The sequence below is a fragment of the Thermus brevis genome (assembly GCF_026427635.1).
Taxonomy (GTDB): domain Bacteria; phylum Deinococcota; class Deinococci; order Deinococcales; family Thermaceae; genus Thermus; species Thermus antranikianii.
This window is the reverse complement of the sequence record NZ_CP102606.1, coordinates 1,901,119-1,917,295: the sequence shown is the minus strand read 5'-3', so window position 1 is coordinate 1,917,295 and position 16,177 is coordinate 1,901,119. Positions and strand designations below refer to the sequence as shown.

General features: G+C 71.5%; 20 protein-coding genes and 1 other RNA gene. 19 read left to right on the top strand and 2 right to left on the bottom strand.

Features of this window, described 5'->3' with window-relative positions:
* Nucleotides 1–63 precede the first annotated feature (63 nt).
* From KQ693_RS10325 to rnpB, 9 genes are all read left to right on the top strand, one after another.
* The gene (locus tag KQ693_RS10325) at nt 64–309 is read left to right on the top strand and encodes a hypothetical protein (RefSeq protein WP_267261189.1); all 246 of its coding nucleotides are present in this window, start codon (nt 64–66) and stop codon (nt 307–309) included.
* Between the two features lie 9 nt (nt 310–318).
* Nucleotides 319–648 (top strand): hypothetical protein, encoded by a 330-nt coding sequence (locus KQ693_RS10320; protein WP_267261188.1) that lies wholly within the window; start codon nt 319–321, stop codon nt 646–648.
* 1 nt (nt 649) lies between these two features.
* A complete protein-coding gene (locus KQ693_RS10315; RefSeq protein WP_267261187.1) occupies nt 650–832 on the top strand; it encodes a hypothetical protein in 183 nt (60 codons plus the stop codon).
* Nucleotides 820–1,368 carry a phage protein Gp27 family protein gene (locus KQ693_RS10310; protein ID WP_267261186.1) on the top strand — a complete coding sequence of 183 codons (549 nt, stop codon included), beginning with the start codon at nt 820–822 and terminating at the stop codon, nt 1,366–1,368. The genes KQ693_RS10315 and KQ693_RS10310 overlap by 13 nt, the downstream gene beginning before the upstream one ends.
* Nucleotides 1,358–2,635 carry a terminase large subunit domain-containing protein gene (locus KQ693_RS10305; RefSeq protein WP_267261185.1) on the top strand — a complete coding sequence of 426 codons (1,278 nt, stop codon included), beginning with the start codon at nt 1,358–1,360 and terminating at the stop codon, nt 2,633–2,635. The genes KQ693_RS10310 and KQ693_RS10305 overlap by 11 nt, the downstream gene beginning before the upstream one ends.
* Nucleotides 2,635–4,146 (top strand): phage portal protein family protein, encoded by a 1,512-nt coding sequence (locus KQ693_RS10300; protein WP_267261184.1) that lies wholly within the window; start codon nt 2,635–2,637, stop codon nt 4,144–4,146. The genes KQ693_RS10305 and KQ693_RS10300 overlap by 1 nt, the downstream gene beginning before the upstream one ends.
* Entirely contained in the window at nt 4,130–5,320 is a 1,191-nt protein-coding gene (locus KQ693_RS10295) for a phage head morphogenesis protein (RefSeq protein WP_267261183.1), read from the top strand. The genes KQ693_RS10300 and KQ693_RS10295 overlap by 17 nt, the downstream gene beginning before the upstream one ends.
* A 20-nt stretch (nt 5,321–5,340) precedes the next feature.
* Entirely contained in the window at nt 5,341–5,568 is a 228-nt protein-coding gene (locus KQ693_RS10290) for a hypothetical protein (RefSeq protein ID WP_267261182.1), read from the top strand.
* Nucleotides 5,569–5,860: 292 nt separating this feature from the next.
* Nucleotides 5,861–6,231: RNase P RNA component class A (rnpB, locus tag KQ693_RS10285), an RNA gene on the top strand.
* A 126-nt stretch (nt 6,232–6,357) separates the two neighbouring features.
* Here rnpB and KQ693_RS10280 read toward each other — a convergent pair.
* Together KQ693_RS10280 and KQ693_RS10275 are read right to left on the bottom strand one after the other, a co-directional pair.
* A complete protein-coding gene (locus KQ693_RS10280; RefSeq protein WP_267261181.1) occupies nt 6,358–6,984 on the bottom strand; it encodes a DUF4352 domain-containing protein in 627 nt (208 codons plus the stop codon).
* 66 nt (nt 6,985–7,050) lie between these two features.
* On the bottom strand, nt 7,051–7,272 hold the full coding sequence (locus KQ693_RS10275; RefSeq protein WP_267261180.1) for a helix-turn-helix domain-containing protein: 222 nt from the start codon (nt 7,270–7,272) through the stop codon (nt 7,051–7,053).
* A 132-nt stretch (nt 7,273–7,404) separates the two neighbouring features.
* On the opposite strand from KQ693_RS10275, the gene KQ693_RS10270 reads away from it, so the two are divergent.
* The 10 genes from KQ693_RS10270 (at nt 7,405) to KQ693_RS10225 (ending at nt 16,174) form a co-directional block, all read left to right on the top strand.
* Nucleotides 7,405–7,671 carry a hypothetical protein gene (locus KQ693_RS10270; RefSeq protein ID WP_267261179.1) on the top strand — a complete coding sequence of 89 codons (267 nt, stop codon included), beginning with the start codon at nt 7,405–7,407 and terminating at the stop codon, nt 7,669–7,671.
* Nucleotides 7,672–7,679: 8 nt separating this feature from the next.
* Nucleotides 7,680–8,387 carry a hypothetical protein gene (locus tag KQ693_RS10265; protein ID WP_267261178.1) on the top strand — a complete coding sequence of 236 codons (708 nt, stop codon included), beginning with the start codon at nt 7,680–7,682 and terminating at the stop codon, nt 8,385–8,387.
* A 292-nt stretch (nt 8,388–8,679) separates the two neighbouring features.
* The gene (locus tag KQ693_RS10260; RefSeq protein WP_267261177.1) at nt 8,680–9,312 is read left to right on the top strand and encodes a M23 family metallopeptidase; all 633 of its coding nucleotides are present in this window, start codon (nt 8,680–8,682) and stop codon (nt 9,310–9,312) included.
* Complete coding sequence (locus tag KQ693_RS10255) at nt 9,313–12,210, top strand: phage tail tape measure protein (RefSeq protein WP_267261176.1); 2,898 nt, start codon at nt 9,313–9,315, stop codon at nt 12,208–12,210.
* Nucleotide 12,211: 1 nt separating this feature from the next.
* Nucleotides 12,212–12,805 carry a hypothetical protein gene (locus tag KQ693_RS10250; protein ID WP_267261175.1) on the top strand — a complete coding sequence of 198 codons (594 nt, stop codon included), beginning with the start codon at nt 12,212–12,214 and terminating at the stop codon, nt 12,803–12,805.
* Nucleotides 12,802–13,488, top strand: coding sequence for a hypothetical protein (locus tag KQ693_RS10245; protein ID WP_267261174.1), 687 nt, complete (start codon nt 12,802–12,804; stop codon nt 13,486–13,488). Before KQ693_RS10250 ends, KQ693_RS10245 begins: the two co-directional genes overlap by 4 nt.
* Nucleotides 13,485–14,129, top strand: coding sequence for a phage baseplate assembly protein V (locus KQ693_RS10240; protein WP_267261173.1), 645 nt, complete (start codon nt 13,485–13,487; stop codon nt 14,127–14,129). The genes KQ693_RS10245 and KQ693_RS10240 overlap by 4 nt, the downstream gene beginning before the upstream one ends.
* 3 nt (nt 14,130–14,132) lie before the next feature.
* Complete coding sequence (locus KQ693_RS10235; protein WP_267261172.1) at nt 14,133–14,495, top strand: hypothetical protein; 363 nt, start codon at nt 14,133–14,135, stop codon at nt 14,493–14,495.
* Nucleotides 14,488–15,525: a baseplate J/gp47 family protein gene (locus KQ693_RS10230; RefSeq protein ID WP_267261171.1), complete on the top strand. Its 1,038-nt coding sequence runs from the start codon at nt 14,488–14,490 to the stop codon at nt 15,523–15,525. Before KQ693_RS10235 ends, KQ693_RS10230 begins: the two co-directional genes overlap by 8 nt.
* Nucleotides 15,518–16,174, top strand: coding sequence for a hypothetical protein (locus KQ693_RS10225; protein WP_267261170.1), 657 nt, complete (start codon nt 15,518–15,520; stop codon nt 16,172–16,174). The genes KQ693_RS10230 and KQ693_RS10225 overlap by 8 nt, the downstream gene beginning before the upstream one ends.
* The last annotated feature ends 3 nt before the right edge of the window (nt 16,175–16,177 follow it).

The following is a 16,177-nucleotide window of genomic DNA, read 5'->3' as shown; positions in this document are numbered from 1 at the left end:
GGCCTTAGAGTGCCACACGTGCCCCCGGGGCCGTCCCGGGGGCGAACGCGTTTAGGGGGGAGCGTGGATGAGCGCGACCTGGAGCTGGAGATCCTCTCGGGCGTCCTGGAGGAGCTTTCCCGCCTGGGCGCCCCCGAGGAGCGCCTTAGGCCCCTGCGGGAGAGGCTTTGGGCCCTCCGCCTCTTCCGCGCCCTGCCCCAAAGCCCTCCTCCGGTGTGGGGCCGCCCCATCTTCTGGACGGTCCTGGCCCTCCTCCTCGCCCTCCTCGGGGCCCTTCTGGGCCTGCCCGTCCACAAGCTCTTTCCCTGAGGGAGGCCTATGCTCAGAGACCCGAACCGCCAGCGCCTAGTGCGCGGGACCATCCTCCAGGCCCTCTACATCAACGCGATGGGGGCCGACCCGCCGGTGAACGTCCAGGACCCCTACGCCATGCCCCGGGGCGTGCTCGCCCGGGTGCTGGAGCTCTCCCACCTCCTCCCCTCCCGGAGCGAGATGAACGCCGCCGTGCGCTACCTCCAGCAGAAGGGCTACGTGGAGGCCGCCTGGGACGAGGAGGGGGAGTTCACCCTGGTGCGGCTCACGGGGGCGGGCATGGACCTGGTGGAGGGGACCACCCGGGACCCCGGGGTCCTCTTCCCGAGGAGGTAGCGTGGACCTCCGGGACGAGCTCCTCGCCCTGCACCTGGCCTTCCGCCGCCACCACGAGGAGGTGTTGGGGGAGATCCGGGCCCTCAGGGAGGAGCTCGCCCGCGAGAGGCGGGCCCGCTACGCCGAGCGCGGCCTCCTCCTCCTGGCCCTGGTCCTGGCCCTGGTGGGGTGGTGGCGGCCGTGAGGCTCCACTACCGCAGGCACCGCCTCTGCAAGGTCTGCTCCCTCCCGGACGACCTCCGGGAGCGGGTGGACGCCATGCTCCTCGGTGAGGAGACGGAGGAAGACGGGCGCCCCTACACCCTGGAGGGCATCGCCCGCTGGCTCCAGGCCCGGGGGCAGGAGGCTTCCCCCTCGGGCTTGCGCCGCCACGCCCGGCACCTGGCCCCGGCCCTGGACCAGGTGCTGCAGATGGAGCGCCTGGTGGAGGCGGTGGAGGAGGCCACGGGAAAGCGCCTCTCCTACGCCGCCGCCCTCGCCAACATCGTGGTGCACAAGGCCCTCCGCTACCTGGACGGGCTGGAGCTCGGGGAGGCGGAGGTGGACCCGGAGAAGGTGGTGCGCCTCGGGCTGGAGGCGGCCCGGGTGGCCCTGAGCCTGGAGCGGATAGACCGCTCCCTCAGGCAGGAGGCGGCGGAGAAGGTGGAAAAGGCCCTCCGGGTGCGGGAGATCGAGCCGGAGGTGATTGAGGCCATCAAGCGGGACCTGTATGGCCTTTGACCTTCTTCCCTACCAGCGCGAGTGGCTTCGGGACGAGAGCCGCTTTAAGATCGGCCTCTGGTCCCGCCAAACGGGGAAAAGCTTCGCCCTCACCCTCGAGGCCGCCCTCCACGCCGTGGAGCACCGGGGGAGCACCTGGGTCCTCCTCTCGGCGGGGGAGCGGCAGAGCCGGGAGCTCGCGGAGAAGGCCAAGGCCCACCTGGACGCCATGAAGCAGGTGGCCACCCTCATGGAGAGCCGGTTCTTTGAGGGGGGCGAGAGCGTGACCCAGCTGGAGATCCGCCTCCCCAACCTCTCCCGCCTCATCTTCCTCCCCGCGAACCCCCGCACCGCCCGCGGCTACACGGGGAACGTGGTGCTGGACGAGTTCGCCTTCCACCAGGACTCCGAGGCCATCTGGGCGGCCATGTACCCCATCATCACCCGCAGGCCCGACCTCAAGATCCGGGTGATGAGCACCCCGAACGGCCCCCGGGGGAAGTTCTGGGAGCTCTGGGAGAAGGGCGGGAAGGCCTGGAGCCGCCACAGGGTCACCATCTACGACGCCGTGGCCCAGGGCCTTCCCGTGGACCCCGAGGAGCTCCGGGCGGGCCTGGCCGACGAGTTCATCTGGCGGCAGGAGTACCTCTGCGAGTTCCTGAGCGCCGAGGAGGCCTTTTTGCCCTGGAGCCTCATCCTGGAGGCGGAGGCCAAGGAGGACCCCCGGGGGGACTGGGATCCCGAGCGGGCCTACCTGGGGATGGACGTGGGCCGCCACCGGGACCTCACCGTCTTCGTGGTCCTGGAGCGGGTGGGGGACGTCTACTGGGTGCGCCTCCTCGAGGCCCTCCACCGGGCCCCCTTCCACGCGCAGGAGGGCCGCCTCCACGCCCTCCTCCCCCGGGTGCGCCGGGCCTGCCTGGACGCCACGGGCCTCGGGGAGATGCTGGCGGAGAACGCCCGCCGGGCCTTCGGCTACAAGGTGGAGCCGGTAAAGTTCACGCCCGAGGTCAAGGCCGACCTGGCCCAGCGCCTGCGCCTCCTCTTTGAGGACCGGAAGGTGCGCATCCCCGAGGACCGGGCCCTCAGGGAGGACCTCCACAGCGTGCGCCGCATCGTCACCCCCTCGGGCAACGTGCGCTACGACGCCGAGCGCTCGGAGCGGGGCCACGCCGACCGCTTTTGGGCCCTGGCCCTCGCCCTGCACGCCGCGGAGAACCGGCGGGGCCCCGTGGAGTACCGCACGGTCCTCCGCCGGGCCTTCGCGGGCTGGAAAGGAGCGTTCTGATGCCCATCCTGGACCCCTACGGCAACCCCATCCCCAAGGAGCCCCCGAAGGCGGCCCGGGGAAGCCTCCCGGTGCTGAGGCCCTTCGCCGGATACCCTTCCCGCGGCCTCACCCCCGAGCGCCTGACCCGGATCCTCCGGCAGGGGGCCGAGGGCTACCTGGCCGAGCAGGCGGAGCTCTTCCTGGAGATGGAGGAGCGGGACGCCCTCCTCATGAGCCTCCTCCAGACCCGGAAGCTCGCCGTCATCGGCCTGGACTGGCGCCTGGAGCCCGCCGAGGCCTCCCGCCAGGGGAAGCGGGTCCTCGGGGCCCTGGAGGAGGTGTGGTGGAACCTCCCCCTGGAGGACCTGATGCTGGACCTCCTCTCCGCCATCCCCCAGGGGGTGAGCGTGGTGGCCGTGGCCTGGGAGTGGGACGGCCTCCTCTGGAGGCCCGCCCGCTTCCGCTGGGTCCACCCCGGGGCCCTGGCCTACGACGAGGCCCAGGACCGCTTCCTCCTCGTGGGGGAGCGTGGGGAGGCGGAGCCCTTCCCCTACGGGGCGGCCATAGAGCACCGCTACAAGGCCCGCTCCGGCCTCCCCACCCGGGCCGGGCTCATGCGGAGCCTGGCCTGGCTCTACCTCTTCAAGCACTACGCCCTCAAGGACTGGGTGGTCTTCGCCGAGGTCTACGGCCAGCCCTACCGCATCGGGAAGTACGACCCCGCCGCCGGGGAGGAGGAGCGGAGGCGGCTTGAGGAGGCGGTGCGCTCCCTCGGCGCGGACGCCGCCGGGGTCATCTCCAAGGACACGGAGATAGAGATCCTGGAGGCGGCCAAGGGCCAGGGCCCCCAGGTGTACGAGGGCCTGATCCGCATCGCCAACCGGGAGATGGCCCAGGCGGTCTTAGGCCAGACCCTCACCTCCAGCGAGGGGGACGGGGGGAGCTACGCGCTGGCCAAGGTGCACGAGCGGGTGCGGATAGACCTCCTCCGGGCCGACGCCCGCGCCCTCTCCCGGACCCTTCGGGAGGGCCTCATCCGCCCCTTCGTGGCCTTCAACTTCGGCCCCGAGCTCCTGGACCTCGCCCCCTATCCCGTGCCGGGCGTGGAGGAGGAGAAGGACCTCGAGGCCCGGGCCCGGGTGCTCCAGGCCCTCCAGGGCATGGGCCTCGCCCTGCCCGAGGCCTGGCTCCGGGAGGAGTTCGGCGTGCCCGCTCCCGGGGAAGGGGAGGCCGTCCTCGCCCCCGCCCTCGCCCCCCAGGAGAGGCGGCCCCGGGGCATGGTGGCGGGGCAGGCCTTCGTGGACGCCCTGGCGGACCGCCTCCTGGAGAAGGCCCCCATGCCCGGCCTCCCCGACCTCCTCCAGGCCATCGCCGAGGCCCAGGACTACGAGGACCTGAGGCGGCGCCTCCTCGCCCTCTACCCCGGCATCCCCTTCGCCGAGCTCGCCCAGCTCCTGGACGCCGCCCTCACCCTCTCGGAGCTTTCGGGCAGGCTCGCCCAGCGCCAGGACAGTGGCCTGGACGGTTGAGCCCGACCCCCTGCGGCCCGAGGAGGCCCTGGCCTGGTTCCGGGCCCGCCTCCCCCTCCCCGACCCCGAGTTCCGGGCCCTCGCCGAGGAGGCGAGGCGCCGGGCCTTCTTCGCCGCGGGGCTCGCCGCTTTGGACATGGTGCAGGAGGTCATGGACGCCCTCGAGGAGGCCCTGAGGGAGGGGAAGCCCTTCGCCGACTTCCAAGAGGCGCTTTCCGGGCGGGTGCGGAACGCCTGGGGCGAGGGGAGCCGCCACCGCCTGGAGGTCATCTTCCGCACCAACCTCCAGCTGGCCTACGGGGCGGGGCGGTGGAAGGAGGCGGTCTCCGCCCGGGAGCTCCGGCCCTACTGGGGCCTCTCCGTGGTGCTGGACGGGCGCACCTCCGAGGTGTGCAGGCCCCTGGCCGGGGTAGTCCTCCCCGCCGACCACCCCTTCTGGCGCACCCACATCCCGCCCCTGCACCACAACTGCCGGACCGTCCTGGTCACCTACGCCCGGGAGGAGGGGGAGAGGCGGGCCTGGAGGGAGGCCCCGGCCCACGAGCCCCAGGCGGGCTTCGGCCGCCCCCCCACGGAGGAGGAGTGGAGCCCCGACCCCCGGGACTACCACCCTGAGCTCTGGCGGGCCTTCCTGCGGGCCCTCGCCGCCCTCCCCGAGGCCCGGGCCCGGCTCCGGGGCCTGGCGGAGAGCCGGGGCCAGGGGAAGCCCGACCCCCGGGACTGGCTCTTCGCCGCCGGGGAGATGGCGCGCTCCCCCTTCAACCGCCGGGGGCGCTCCGTTCCCGAGGAGCTGAGGCCCCTCCTCGGCCGGGAGCGGGCCACCAGCCTGGAGCTCCACGTGGCCCAGCGGGTCCTGGACGGGGACCTGGCCCCGGGTACCCCTCCCGAGGTCTACGAGCGCCTGTGCCTCGAGGCCGCCGCACACCCTGAGGCGGCCCTCTTCGCGTATTCGCGGGGCCAGGGCCCGGTGCTGGCCGCCGCGGCCCCGGCCTCCTTCATCCCCGAGGAGGCCCGGGGGCCCGGGATGAGGCGCCTTTGGTTCGTGGTATACTCCTTCCACAGCGGGACGCTGGTCACCGGCTACAGCGTGAGGGACCTAAGCGAGCTGGACGTCCCGTGGGGCAAGGTGGTATGGCTCAAGAAACCCCATTGGCTTACGCCCCCCTCGCCCTAGCCCGGGCCTACCTGTCCTGGGTGAAGGGGCTCCTGGACCTGGGGGAGGAGGCCGACCCGGACGAACTCCTGGACGCCGTGGAGGAGTGGACCCCCTTCCGCCGCTACCTCCGGGACGCGGCCCGCGAGGACCGGGAGGCCGCTTTGGCCCTGGCCCGGGAGGCGTTCGCCGAGAGGGCGAGGCTCGCGGCCCAGGGCTTTCCCGTGCCCGAGACCTGGGAGGCCTTCCTCCAGAGGCTTGGCCTCTGAGGGCGGAAGGAGGGGGGCCGGGGTCATCCCGGCCCCCCTCGTTTTTCGGGTCCGGCCCTTCCCGGCGGATGGGCTTCTGCGCCCCTAGAAGACCTTAAAGGCCCGGGGTGGGGGTGGCTCGGCCTTCCCCCTTCGCCCTCCTTGCCCCCCGGCTTTTTGGGCCTTTGGAGGCCGGTTTCCGCCCCCCGTTCACGCCTTGCCGCGCCCTCCGGAACGGGGTTTCTTTGGGCTTTTGAACCGGAGCGTGAGCGATTTCCCCAATGCTTCCCCCAATGGTAGAATGAAGGTGCCCCGGGACGGGGGCGCGGTCGCGCCCAAGGGCCAACCCCCTTGGGTGAGGAAAGTCCGGGCACCATAGGGCAGGGTGCCAGGTAACGCCTGGGCGGGGTAACCCGACGGAAAGTGCCACAGAGAATAGACCGCCAGCGGCCGAGGCCAAGCCTCGGTGCGGGCAAGGGTGAAACGGTGGGGTAAGAGCCCACCGCCTGGCCTGGCAACAGGCTGGGGCACGGCAAACCCCACCCGGTGCAAGGCCCGGTAGAGGGGAAGGGCTGGCCCGGCCCGCCAGAACCCCTGGGATGGGCCGCTTGAGGCCGGTGGCGACACCGGTCCCAGAGAGATGACCGCGGAAAACAGAACCCGGCTTACGCCCCGTCCCGGGGCCCCCGGAAGGGGTTATTCTTGACCTGCTTCTTTGAGGTGGTCTTTGTTTTCTTGGGATACTCCCCCCTATGCGGCTAACAAAAACCCCGCCCCCCATCATGTGGGCGGGGTCGTGAGCGAGGCGCGCTACTTTAGTTTCCAGCTCTTTTCGCCGGAAAGCCCCGCTCGAACGGTAAGCGTTAATCCTGTGGCGTCTTCCGCTACTTGATAAACCAAGTAGCCACTACGTGTGGCTCCGGGAGGCACGTCTACTAGGTCCAGCTGTGTTCCTTCTGGAAGGTACATATCCGACATCGTTTCGACTTCGTATTCCCGCCCTTGAGCGTCTCGGAGCGTCCAGGTGACAAATATAAGGCTATCTGTCTTGTTGCTTACGTTAGTCACGCTCACAGGTACGAGGGCGTAAACGAAACCATCATCTGCACGAGTATTGACATACTCATTCCCCAGCACCTTTAGGCGCTTTACTTCTGCGTGGCCAGCGGTAATGTCCCAAATGCCCACCCGGAGGGTAGTGCCAGGCGCTGCGACGGAAGAGGTCTGTGGCGGCTGGGATGCAGGGGGCTGTGCGGGGTTTCCCACAGAGGGAGGATTTGGTGCGGGTTGAATACCCTGCTCGGGGCTCGGAGTTAAAGCTACACCCACCAACAAGGCCAGGGTACCTCCTACAACCCCCTTCCATTTTTGGCCGCGCTTGCGCGTAAGGCCGAAGATGATAAGCGCCAGCCCCGTAAGTATAAGCAGACCACCCATGTTTCACCTCCAGGCTTCTATTTTACATGGGAGGTAACGTAGCAGCCCCCGTTTTAACCAAGCCGATTATTCCCGCACCACCTCGAGGATTTCCTCCAGCTCCACCTGGCGGCCGAGGAGGGCCTCGAGGGCGGCGTGGAGCTTTGCTAAGGTGTCTAGACCCGGTGAGGTTTGCCCTTTGCCGACGGCGTAGACGGTAGACGGCAGGAGGCCGCTCTGCTTGCTAAGTCTATACAGGGTCAGGCCGTTTTGTTCGGCCAGCTCTTTGATGCGCACCCGGTACTTCATCGCCCGGATGATACCCCCGGCTATTACTGGAAGGCAATATGTTGACAAACCATAATGGCTTGGCAATAATAGTGGTGACCCAAGAGGGAGCCCGCCAAAGCCACCCCTCTTGGGTCTCCGAAAGGAGGACGTATGCAAGATACCACAGGCGTCCGGTTTCAGGCCATAATACGCGCCGCGCGGGAGAGGCCCGAGCTCCACCTTCCTCCGGCCGAGGCCCTGGTGTGGAACCGCCTCGGCCCCTTCCTCTACCAGGCCTGGGACGCGGCTCGTAGCGGCGACTGGGAGAGCTTCGTGGACGTGCTCCGGGACGTGTACCTGGAGGGGGCCTCGGACGGCGCCCTGCCCCTGGGGGTGCTCTTGGCCGGAGCGTGGGAAGTTCTGAAGGAGGAGGAATGACAGCCCAAATGGTCCGGCTTCAGAAGGTGGAGGAGCTGGAGACTCCCCTGGGCACCCGTCTGCCTGTGGCCTGGTTGGAGCTTGGGGGGCGGACGGAGGTGGCAGTGCCGATGGCTAGGCTGGGGGAGGTGTTGGGCTACGAGCGGAAGAATCTGTACGGTCTAGTGGATAGGGACCCTGTGCTCTCCAACTACCGTGTGGTCTTGATGACCACGCGGGACGGAGTGCCCCACAAGACGGCCTTCCTCCAGCGTCCCGGGGTCCTGGGGGTTCTGGCCAAGATGGACACGAGCCGCATCCAGGACCCTGCCAAGCGGGAGCGGGTCATCGCCTTCCAGCGCTGGGCCTTTGAGACCCTGGACCGGCTCCTCTTCTCCTCTATGGCCCCCCAGCCCGCCCTCTTTGCCTCTCCCTCCCCTCAGCCTTCCCTCTTCCCCCCGCCTGCCCAGACCTTCTCCCCCGTGGGCCGGGGGGACCGGGTGCTGGCGGAGCGGATGCTCAAAGGGGAAATCAGGGGGCCCCGAGGGGAGCTGTTGAGCTACAAGGCCATTTCCCGCAAGACCGGGGTGCCCAAAACCACCTTGCACAATATGGCCAAACGCCTGGGCGTTGGCCACCTGCGGGCGGCACCTCCTCGGCGGAGCCAGAACCGCCTTCTGGCCGAGGTCCTGGCCCAGCAGGCGGCCCTTCTGGCCGAGCTGGCCCGCAGGCTCTGAGCCCCCTAGACGAGCCCCCTAGACAAGACCCAAGATTCGCCTTAAACTAAGGCCAACCTCCGGGAGAAGGAGGAAAAGAGGGAGCTCCTTAAAGAACTCATGGAGCCCCTCAACGGGAGCGAGGGTGGCCTGAAAGACCAAGAACAGAAGGGGGGAGGAGACCCCTAGACACCCCACCCCCTGGGGTTGTGAGTGTCCTGAACAGGTACTTGCCAAGGACCAAGCTCAGGGCTAAAATAAGGTTAGAGTGCCAGAAGTGCCCCCTGGGAAAGCCCAGGGGGTTAAGGTTTTTATGCGCGTGCTTTGGCCCCTCCCCCCCTCGCCGGACCTGAACCGCGTGGACGCGGGCTTCCTTGACCCCCGCTACCCCGAGTGGCGCCGGGCCCAGGGCCTGCGGCCCGACCAACACCCCGGGGTGGACATCAACCTCCAAGGCTCCTCCGGGGACGCCGACCTGGGCTACCCGGTGGTGGCCGTGGCCGAGGGAAGGGTGGTCCACTCCGCCTTCCACCGGGTGTGGGGGAGCGTGGTGCTCATGGAGCACGACCTGCCGGGTCTCGGGCGCTTCTGGACCCAGTACGCCCACCTGGCCCACCGGGCGGCCCGAGAGGGGGACTACCTCTTCGCCGGGGAGCCCGTGGGGAGCGTGGGCAAGGGGGATCCGGCCCGCCCCTACCTGGCCCACCTGCACTTTGAGATACGGCAAGCCCCCCTGGAGGCCGACTTCTGGCCTGGCGGGGACGTGAACCTCATCCGGGAGAAGTACCTGGACCCCCAGGCGTTCCTCGGGGCCCACTACGAGCCCCGGCGCAGGTACTTCCGCGCGCGGGGCGTGCTCTGGATCCCCGAGCGTCGGGAGCTCCCCGGGCTCGTGGTGAACCTGGAAGACCCCGTCCTGGCCCAGATCGCCCTGAGGAGGCCCTGAGTGCTCACCGGCGCCCTCTTCCGCCTCCAGGTCCTGATGGAGCTCGCGGACCGCATCTCGGGTCCGGCGGGGGCGGTGGCCGCCCGCATCCAGGCCATAGAGGGCGCCGCCCTGCGGGCCGGGGCCGCCCTGGAGCGCCTGCAGACCGCCACCTCCCTCACCGCCGCCGGGGCCGCCCTGGCCGCCCCCCTGGTCCTCGCCACCGGGGCGGCCATGCGCTTTGAGGAGGCCTTCGCCGACGTCAGGAAGGTGGTGGACGCTCCCCTTCCGGCCCTCCAGGCCCTCCAGCGGGAACTCCTCGCCCTCACCCGCGCCATCCCCATGAGCGCTACCGAGCTCACCCAGATCGCCGCCGCCGCGGGCCAGGCGGGCATCCCCTTCCAGGGGCTCGTGCGCTTCACCCAGGACGCGGCCCGGGTGGGGGTGGCCTTCGGCATGTCTGCCTTTGAGGCGGGAGACGCCCTCGCCAAGCTCAGGAACGTCCTGGAGCTCACCCAACCCCAGGTCATGCGGGTGGCGGACGCGGTGAACTACCTGTCCAACAACATGGCCGCCACCGCCCCCGAGATTCTGGAGGTCCTCCGCCGGGCGGGCGGCACCGGGAAGCTCCTGGGCCTCACGGGCCAGCAGGTGGCGGCCTTCGGGGCCAGCTTCCTCGCCCTGGGCACCGCCCCCGAGATAGCGGCCACGGCCCTCAACGCCCTCTTCCAGCGCCTGGCCGCCGCCCCCGCCCAGCCCCAGGCCTTCCAGGAGGCCCTGGCCCGTCTGGGCCTCACCGCGCGGGGGCTCCAGGCGGCCCTGAAGCGGGACGCCGCCGGGGCCATCCTGGACTTCCTAAGCCGCCTCCGGGCCGCCCCCGACCAGCTCACCCTCCTCAGCGACCTCTTCGGCATGGAGTACGCCGACGACATCGCGAAGCTGGTGGGTTCGCTGGGGACTTTGCGGAAGGCCTTCGCCCTGGTGGCCGACCCCGCCCAGTACACGGGGAGCGTCCTCCAGGAATTCCAGAACCGGAGCCAGACCCTGAAGAACCAGCTCCAGCTCCTCAAAAACGCCCTGGAGCGGGTGTGGATGGCGCTGGGGAACGGCCTCCTGCCCATCGTCACCCCGGTGGTGGAGCGGCTCACCGGCTTCGTCAACCGCATCTCGGACCTCCTGGAGCGCTTCCCCCTCCTGCGCGGTGCGGTGGTGGGGGTGCTCGGGGTCCTGGGGGGGCTCCTCGTCCTCGGGGGACTCGCGGTGGGAAGCCTCGCCGCCATCGGCTTCGCCTCCGCCCAGGCGAGGCTCGGCCTCCTCGCCCTCCAGGGGGCGGCGGGAAGCCTCGCCCGCCAGCTCCGCCTCCTCTCCCTGGGCCTCGCCCTCCTCCGGGGGGAGATGGCCCGCCTGGGCGCGGTGGGGCTCCTCCGGGGGGCCTTCGGCGCCCTGGCCCAGGGGGCCCTTCTCGCCGGGCGGGCGGTGCTCTTCCTTTCGCGGGCCCTCCTCCTGAACCCCCTGGGCCTCCTCCTCACCGCCCTCGCGGGGGCGGTCTACCTCTTCCGCCAGGCCTGGCAGGCGAGCGCGAGCTTCCGGCAGGGCGTTATGGACACCCTGAACGCCCTGCGGGGGGCCTTCGCCCCGGTCCTCGCCGAGCTCCGGGGCCTCGGGGAGGCCCTGGCGGGCCTCTTCCGCCCCGTGGGGGAGGGCCTGAAGGCGTCCCTGGCCGGGGTGCTTCCCGCCTGGGACCGGGTCATGTACGCCCTGGGGTTCGGTCTCGGCTTCCTCTTCGGCTTCCTTCGGGGTCTCCTCCAGCGCCTCGCCCCCATCTTCGGGGAGGGCCTGGGCGGGGCGGTGAGGGTGGTCCGGGGCTTCGTGGACGTGGTGGTGGGCCTCCTCACCCTGGACCTGGACCGGGCGCGGCAGGGGGCCATCCGGGTGTGGGAGGGCCTGAGGACGGTCCTCTCGGTGCCCATCCGGGTGGGGGGCGTGGTGGTGGACGCGGCCCTGAACGCCCTCCGGGCCCTGTGGGAGGCTGCCAGCGCCCGCTTCCCCGCCTTGGCCCGCCTCGGCGAGGGCCTGGGAGCGGCTTGGCAGGGCCTTCTAGGGCTCGCCCGGACGGTCTTCGGCCTCTTGCGGGCCGTGGTGGCCTCCGCCGTCCAAGCCATAGGCGCCCTTCTCAGGGGGGACTTCGCCTCGGCCCTGTACTTCGCCCGCGCGGGCCTGAGGGCGCTGGGGGGCCTCTTGGCCCTGCCCCTGCGCCTCGGCGGCCTCGCGTGGGACGCCCTGCGGGGTGGCCTCCAGCAGGCCCTCGCCTTCGTGCGGGGTCTCGCCGCCCTCTTCTTGGAGGCCGGAAAGGGCATCGTGCAGGGCCTGGCCCAGGGCATCAAGGCCCTGGCCCTGGCCCCGGTGAACGCCGTCAAGGAGATCGGCGGCCAGGCCCTGGCCACCCTGAAGCGCCTCCTCGGCATCCGCTCTCCCTCCCGGGTCTTCATGGGCCTCGGGGCCATGACCGCCCTCGGGCTCGCCGTGGGGCTCCAGAACATGGCCCCGGCGGTGCGGGAGGCGGCCCGGGCCCTGGTCCCGGCGGTGGAGGTACCCGCTCCCCGGATGCCGGAGCTTCCGCGGGTTCCTGCGCCGGTGGTGGAGGTTCCCCGGGTTCCTGTGCCGGAGGTACCCGCTCCCCGGATGCCGGAGCTTCCGCGGGCCCTTTCCTCCTTGGCAGAGGTCCCGGGGGTACCCGCCCTCGAGGCGCCCTCCCTAGCGGCGCCCGAGTCTCCCGCCCCTTCCCCCGCCCCCGGGAGGAGGGGGGAGAGGCCCGTGGTGCAGGTGCGCATTGAGCGGGTGGAGCTCCCCGGGGTGCGGGACGCCCAGGAGTTCCTGGAGGAACTCAAGCGCCTCTTCCTGCCCTACCTGGAGGCCTAGGATGCCCTACCTGAGGTTCGCCACGGGAGACCGGCTCCGCCTGGACGGCGAGGAGATGCCCGGGGTGGTGGTGGCGGTGGAGGTGGAGGGGGAGAACTCCATAGAGAGCCTTCCCCGGGAGGGGCGGGCTGGGGACGTGCACGTGATGCGGGGCTACCGGGACTTCCGGGTGCGGATCACCCTGCGCCTGGCGGGGAGCGATCCCCTGGCCGAGGCCCGAAAGCTTCAGGCCAAGTTCGCCAAGAGCAAGACCGAGCCCCTCAGGGTGGTCCACCCCCACCTGGCGGCCCGGGGAGTGGAGAAGGCCCTCTTCGCCCGGCTCACCACCCGGGAGCTCGGGGGAGAGGAGGGGGTGGAGGCCCTCCTGGAGCTCACCCAGGTGGAGCCCCGGGAGGCCCTGGCCCAGGCCAACGCCGAGGAGGGGAAGGCCCTGGCCCAGGCCGCGGCCAAGGGCCCTGTGGCTGGCCCGCCCCCCGGGAGCGCCCAGGCCAAACGGAACCAGGAGGCGCGGAAGCCCGCGGAGCCCCCGGCCTTCCTGCAGGGTTTCCTCAGCGGGGAACGGAGCGGCTTCGCCGCGGCGGGAGGTGGGCGGTGAGGCTCTTCCACCTGCCCAGGCCCAGGACCCCGGAGGGCGTCCCCTCCCTGGTGGAGGTGGCGGAAAGCCCCCACGTCCCCTGGCGGTGGGGGCTCGTCCGGGGCGTGGAGCGTCCGCCCTCCCGCCTCCTCGTGGACGAGGAGCCCCTCCTGGTGGGGCAGGCGGTGGCCCGCCTTCCCGCCCAGGAGTGGGCCCTCTGGGGGCTTCCCGAGTGGCGGCGCGCCGTGGGGCCCCAGGGGTTTCAGGACGTCCCTCTGGAGGCCGTCCTCTCCTGGGTCCTGAAAGCATGCGGGGGGAAGGCCAAGATCCAAAGCCAGGGGTCCCCCAAGCGCCACTACGCCCTACCCCGCCTCCCCGCCTGGGAGGCGGCCCTTCACGCGCTGCGGGCCTGGGGGAAGGAGGACGTCCTCCACGAGCTGGACGGCGGGGCGCTCTACATCGGCCCCCTGGACGGGAGCCCCCACGCCCCCGTGCGGCACCGGGTGGCGGAGGAGGTGGCCGTTCTCCGGCGCCTCGCCGAGGGGCGCTACTACCTCCTCCTTCCCCCCATGCCCCGCCTCCGCCTCTACCACCTCCTGGAGGTGGACCATCCCGGCTTCCGGGGGGTCCTCAGGGTGGTGGAGCACCGCCTCCGCCTCTCCGGGGAGGAGGCCTTCCACGAGGTCTACGGGAGGGCGGCATGACCTCGAGGCTGCACCTGGCCCTGAGGCGGCTCGTGGAGGCCCTCTGGCCCGAGCTCGCGGCCCGCACCCACCTCCCCCACAAGGCCAGGGTGGTGGCGGTGCGCTCCGAGGCGGGGGTGGCGGGGCCGCCGGGGGCGTGCCGCTACAGCGTGGACCTGGAGCCCCTCACCCCCGACGGCCAGCCCGACCCCCACCGCCCCTTCCTCAAGGACGTCCCCCTGGACGTGCCCTGGGTGGGGAACGGGCGGGGGGTCTACGCCCTCCCCGAGGTGGGGGCCATCGTGCGGGTGGCCTACTACGACGGGAACCCCGCCTACCCCTACGTGGACGGGGTCCTCTCCGAGGGGAAGGCCCTGGCCCAGGTGGAGCCGGGGGAGTACCTGGTCCAGCGGGACGCCGACACCTGGGTCCGGCTCCGCCCCGACGGGGAGATCCACGCCCAGGCGGCCCCTGGGGTGCACCTCCGCCTCAAGCCGGACGGCACCGTGGAGCTCTACGGCACGGCGGTGGTGCGGGTGGACGCCCCCCGGGTGGAGCTCGCCGGGGGCGGCCCCCCCGTGGCCCGGGTGGGGGACCCGGTGCAGGTGGGGAGCGCCATCGGCCAGATCATCGGGGGGAGCGGCAAGGTCTTTTCGGGGTGAGCCGTGTACCGGGACTGGAAGTGGCAGGACGGGGACTTCGCCTTCACCCCCAGGGGGGACGCGGCCCTGGCGGAGGGGATGGAGGTCCTGAGGCAGGACCTCCTCGCCCGCCTGGTCTCGCCCCGGGGGAGCCACTGGGCCTTCCCCCTGGAAGGGAGCGGGCTTCTGGACTACGTGGGGGCCCCCTTGGACGACCTCACCCGCACCGAGGTCCTGCAGGAGGCCGAGAGGACCTGCCTCGAGGACGCCCGGGTCCTGGAGGCGGCCGGGGAGTGGACCCCGACCGGCCTCCGCCTCCTTCTGCGCCTTTCGGAGGAGGCCCTGGAGCTCCTCCTCCCCTGGCCCTTGGAGGTGAACCGTGCCTGACCTGATTCCGCCCCTGCCCGACCTGGAGGAGGAGGCGGCGCGGCTCTTCGCTCTCCTCCCCGAGGGCTTCCCCGTGCGGGACCCGGACGCGTTCTCGGCCTTCGGCACCTACCTCCGCCTCGCCGCCCAGGCCTCCCTCGAGGCCCGCGCCTTCGCCCGGGCCCTGGCCCCCCAGCTCCTCGTCACCCGGGCCACGGGAGCCTGGCTGGACGAGCACGCCCGGGGCATGGGCCTGGAGCGGAAGCCCGCCCGGCCCGCCCGCCTCCTCCTCCGCTGCGTGGCCTCGGCCTCCGGCACCTTCCCCGCGGGGGCGTGGGTGGGCCTCGGGGAGCTCCGCTACCGCGTCCAGGGCCCCTACGCCCCCGACGCCCGGGTGGAAGCGGTGAGCGAGGGGGTGGGGAGCCGCTACACCCTGCCCGTGGGGGCGGTCCTCTACCCCGTGACCGTGGTGCCCGGCCTGGAGCGCCTGGAGGTGGTGGAGGTCCTGGAGGCGGGGCAGGACGAGGAGACGGACGAGGAGCTCCGGGCCCGCCTCCTCCTCGCCTGGCCCGCCCTGGGCCGGGGGAGCACCTACCACGCCTACATGAGCTGGGCCCTGGAGGTGCCCGAGGTGCGGAAGGTGAGGGTCTTGGACCAGCACCCCCGGGGCCAGGGCACCGTGGACGTGGTCATCGCCCCCGCCCGGGGGCTCCCCACCCCTGAGCTCGTGGCCCGGGTCCAGGCCCTGGTGGACGAGCGAAGGCCCCTCACCGTGGACGCCCGGGCGCGGGGGCCTACCCCCAAGGCCCTGAACCTCAACCTCCGCCTGCACCGCCTGCCGGGGAGCCCGCCCCTGGAGGCCTGGCGCTCCCGGGCTCTGGACTTTCTCCACGGCCTGGGCATCGGGGAGACCTTCTGGCCCTCCCGCCTCATGGACTACCTGCACGACTTCGGGGGCCTCGAGGCGGTAGAGGTCCTCTCCCCGGCCGCCCCCGTGGCCGCGGCCGAAGATGAGCTCATCGTCCCCGGGGAGGTGAGCGTGGGTGAGTGAGCTCGCCGAGGCCCTCTACCGCCACCTCCTTTCCCTCCTCCCCCCTGGGCGCCACCCCCGGGAGGGCGGGGCCGCCGACGGGATGGTGCGGATGCTCGGGGCCCTGGAGGCCTCCGCCGTGGAGGAGGCCCTGGCCTTCTTCCGCCAGGCTCTCCCCCAGCACGCCGAAGGGGCCTTCCTGGAGGAGGTGGGGCGGGGGAGGGGACTTTCCCCCTTCCAGGGGGAGCTGGAGGCCGCCTTCCGGAATCGGGTGGTGCAGGCCCTGCGCTTCTGGCTCCTGGGGGGCACCCTCCCCGGCGTCCTCCTCTGGCTGGAAGCGGCGGGTTATGACGCCTACGTCTACGAGCACTTCCGCGATGACCCTTCCATCTGGGCGGAGTTCTCCGTCTGGCTCTGGCCCAAGGTCGCGTCCTACATCTCCGACCGCTGGGACGACGGGGTGGGGGCGTGGGATGACGGAACCCCATGGGACTATGCTCTAGCCGCCACGGAGCTCTACCGCATTCCGGCCGTTCTGAGGGAGGTTAAGCCCGCCCACGCCCGGGTGCGCTCGGTCTACTACATCCCGGGCCCCAAGGACGTCTGGGACGACGGCAGGGTGTGGGACGACGGGGGCGTGTGGAACCCCGAGCCCGTTCAGATCGCGTAGGAG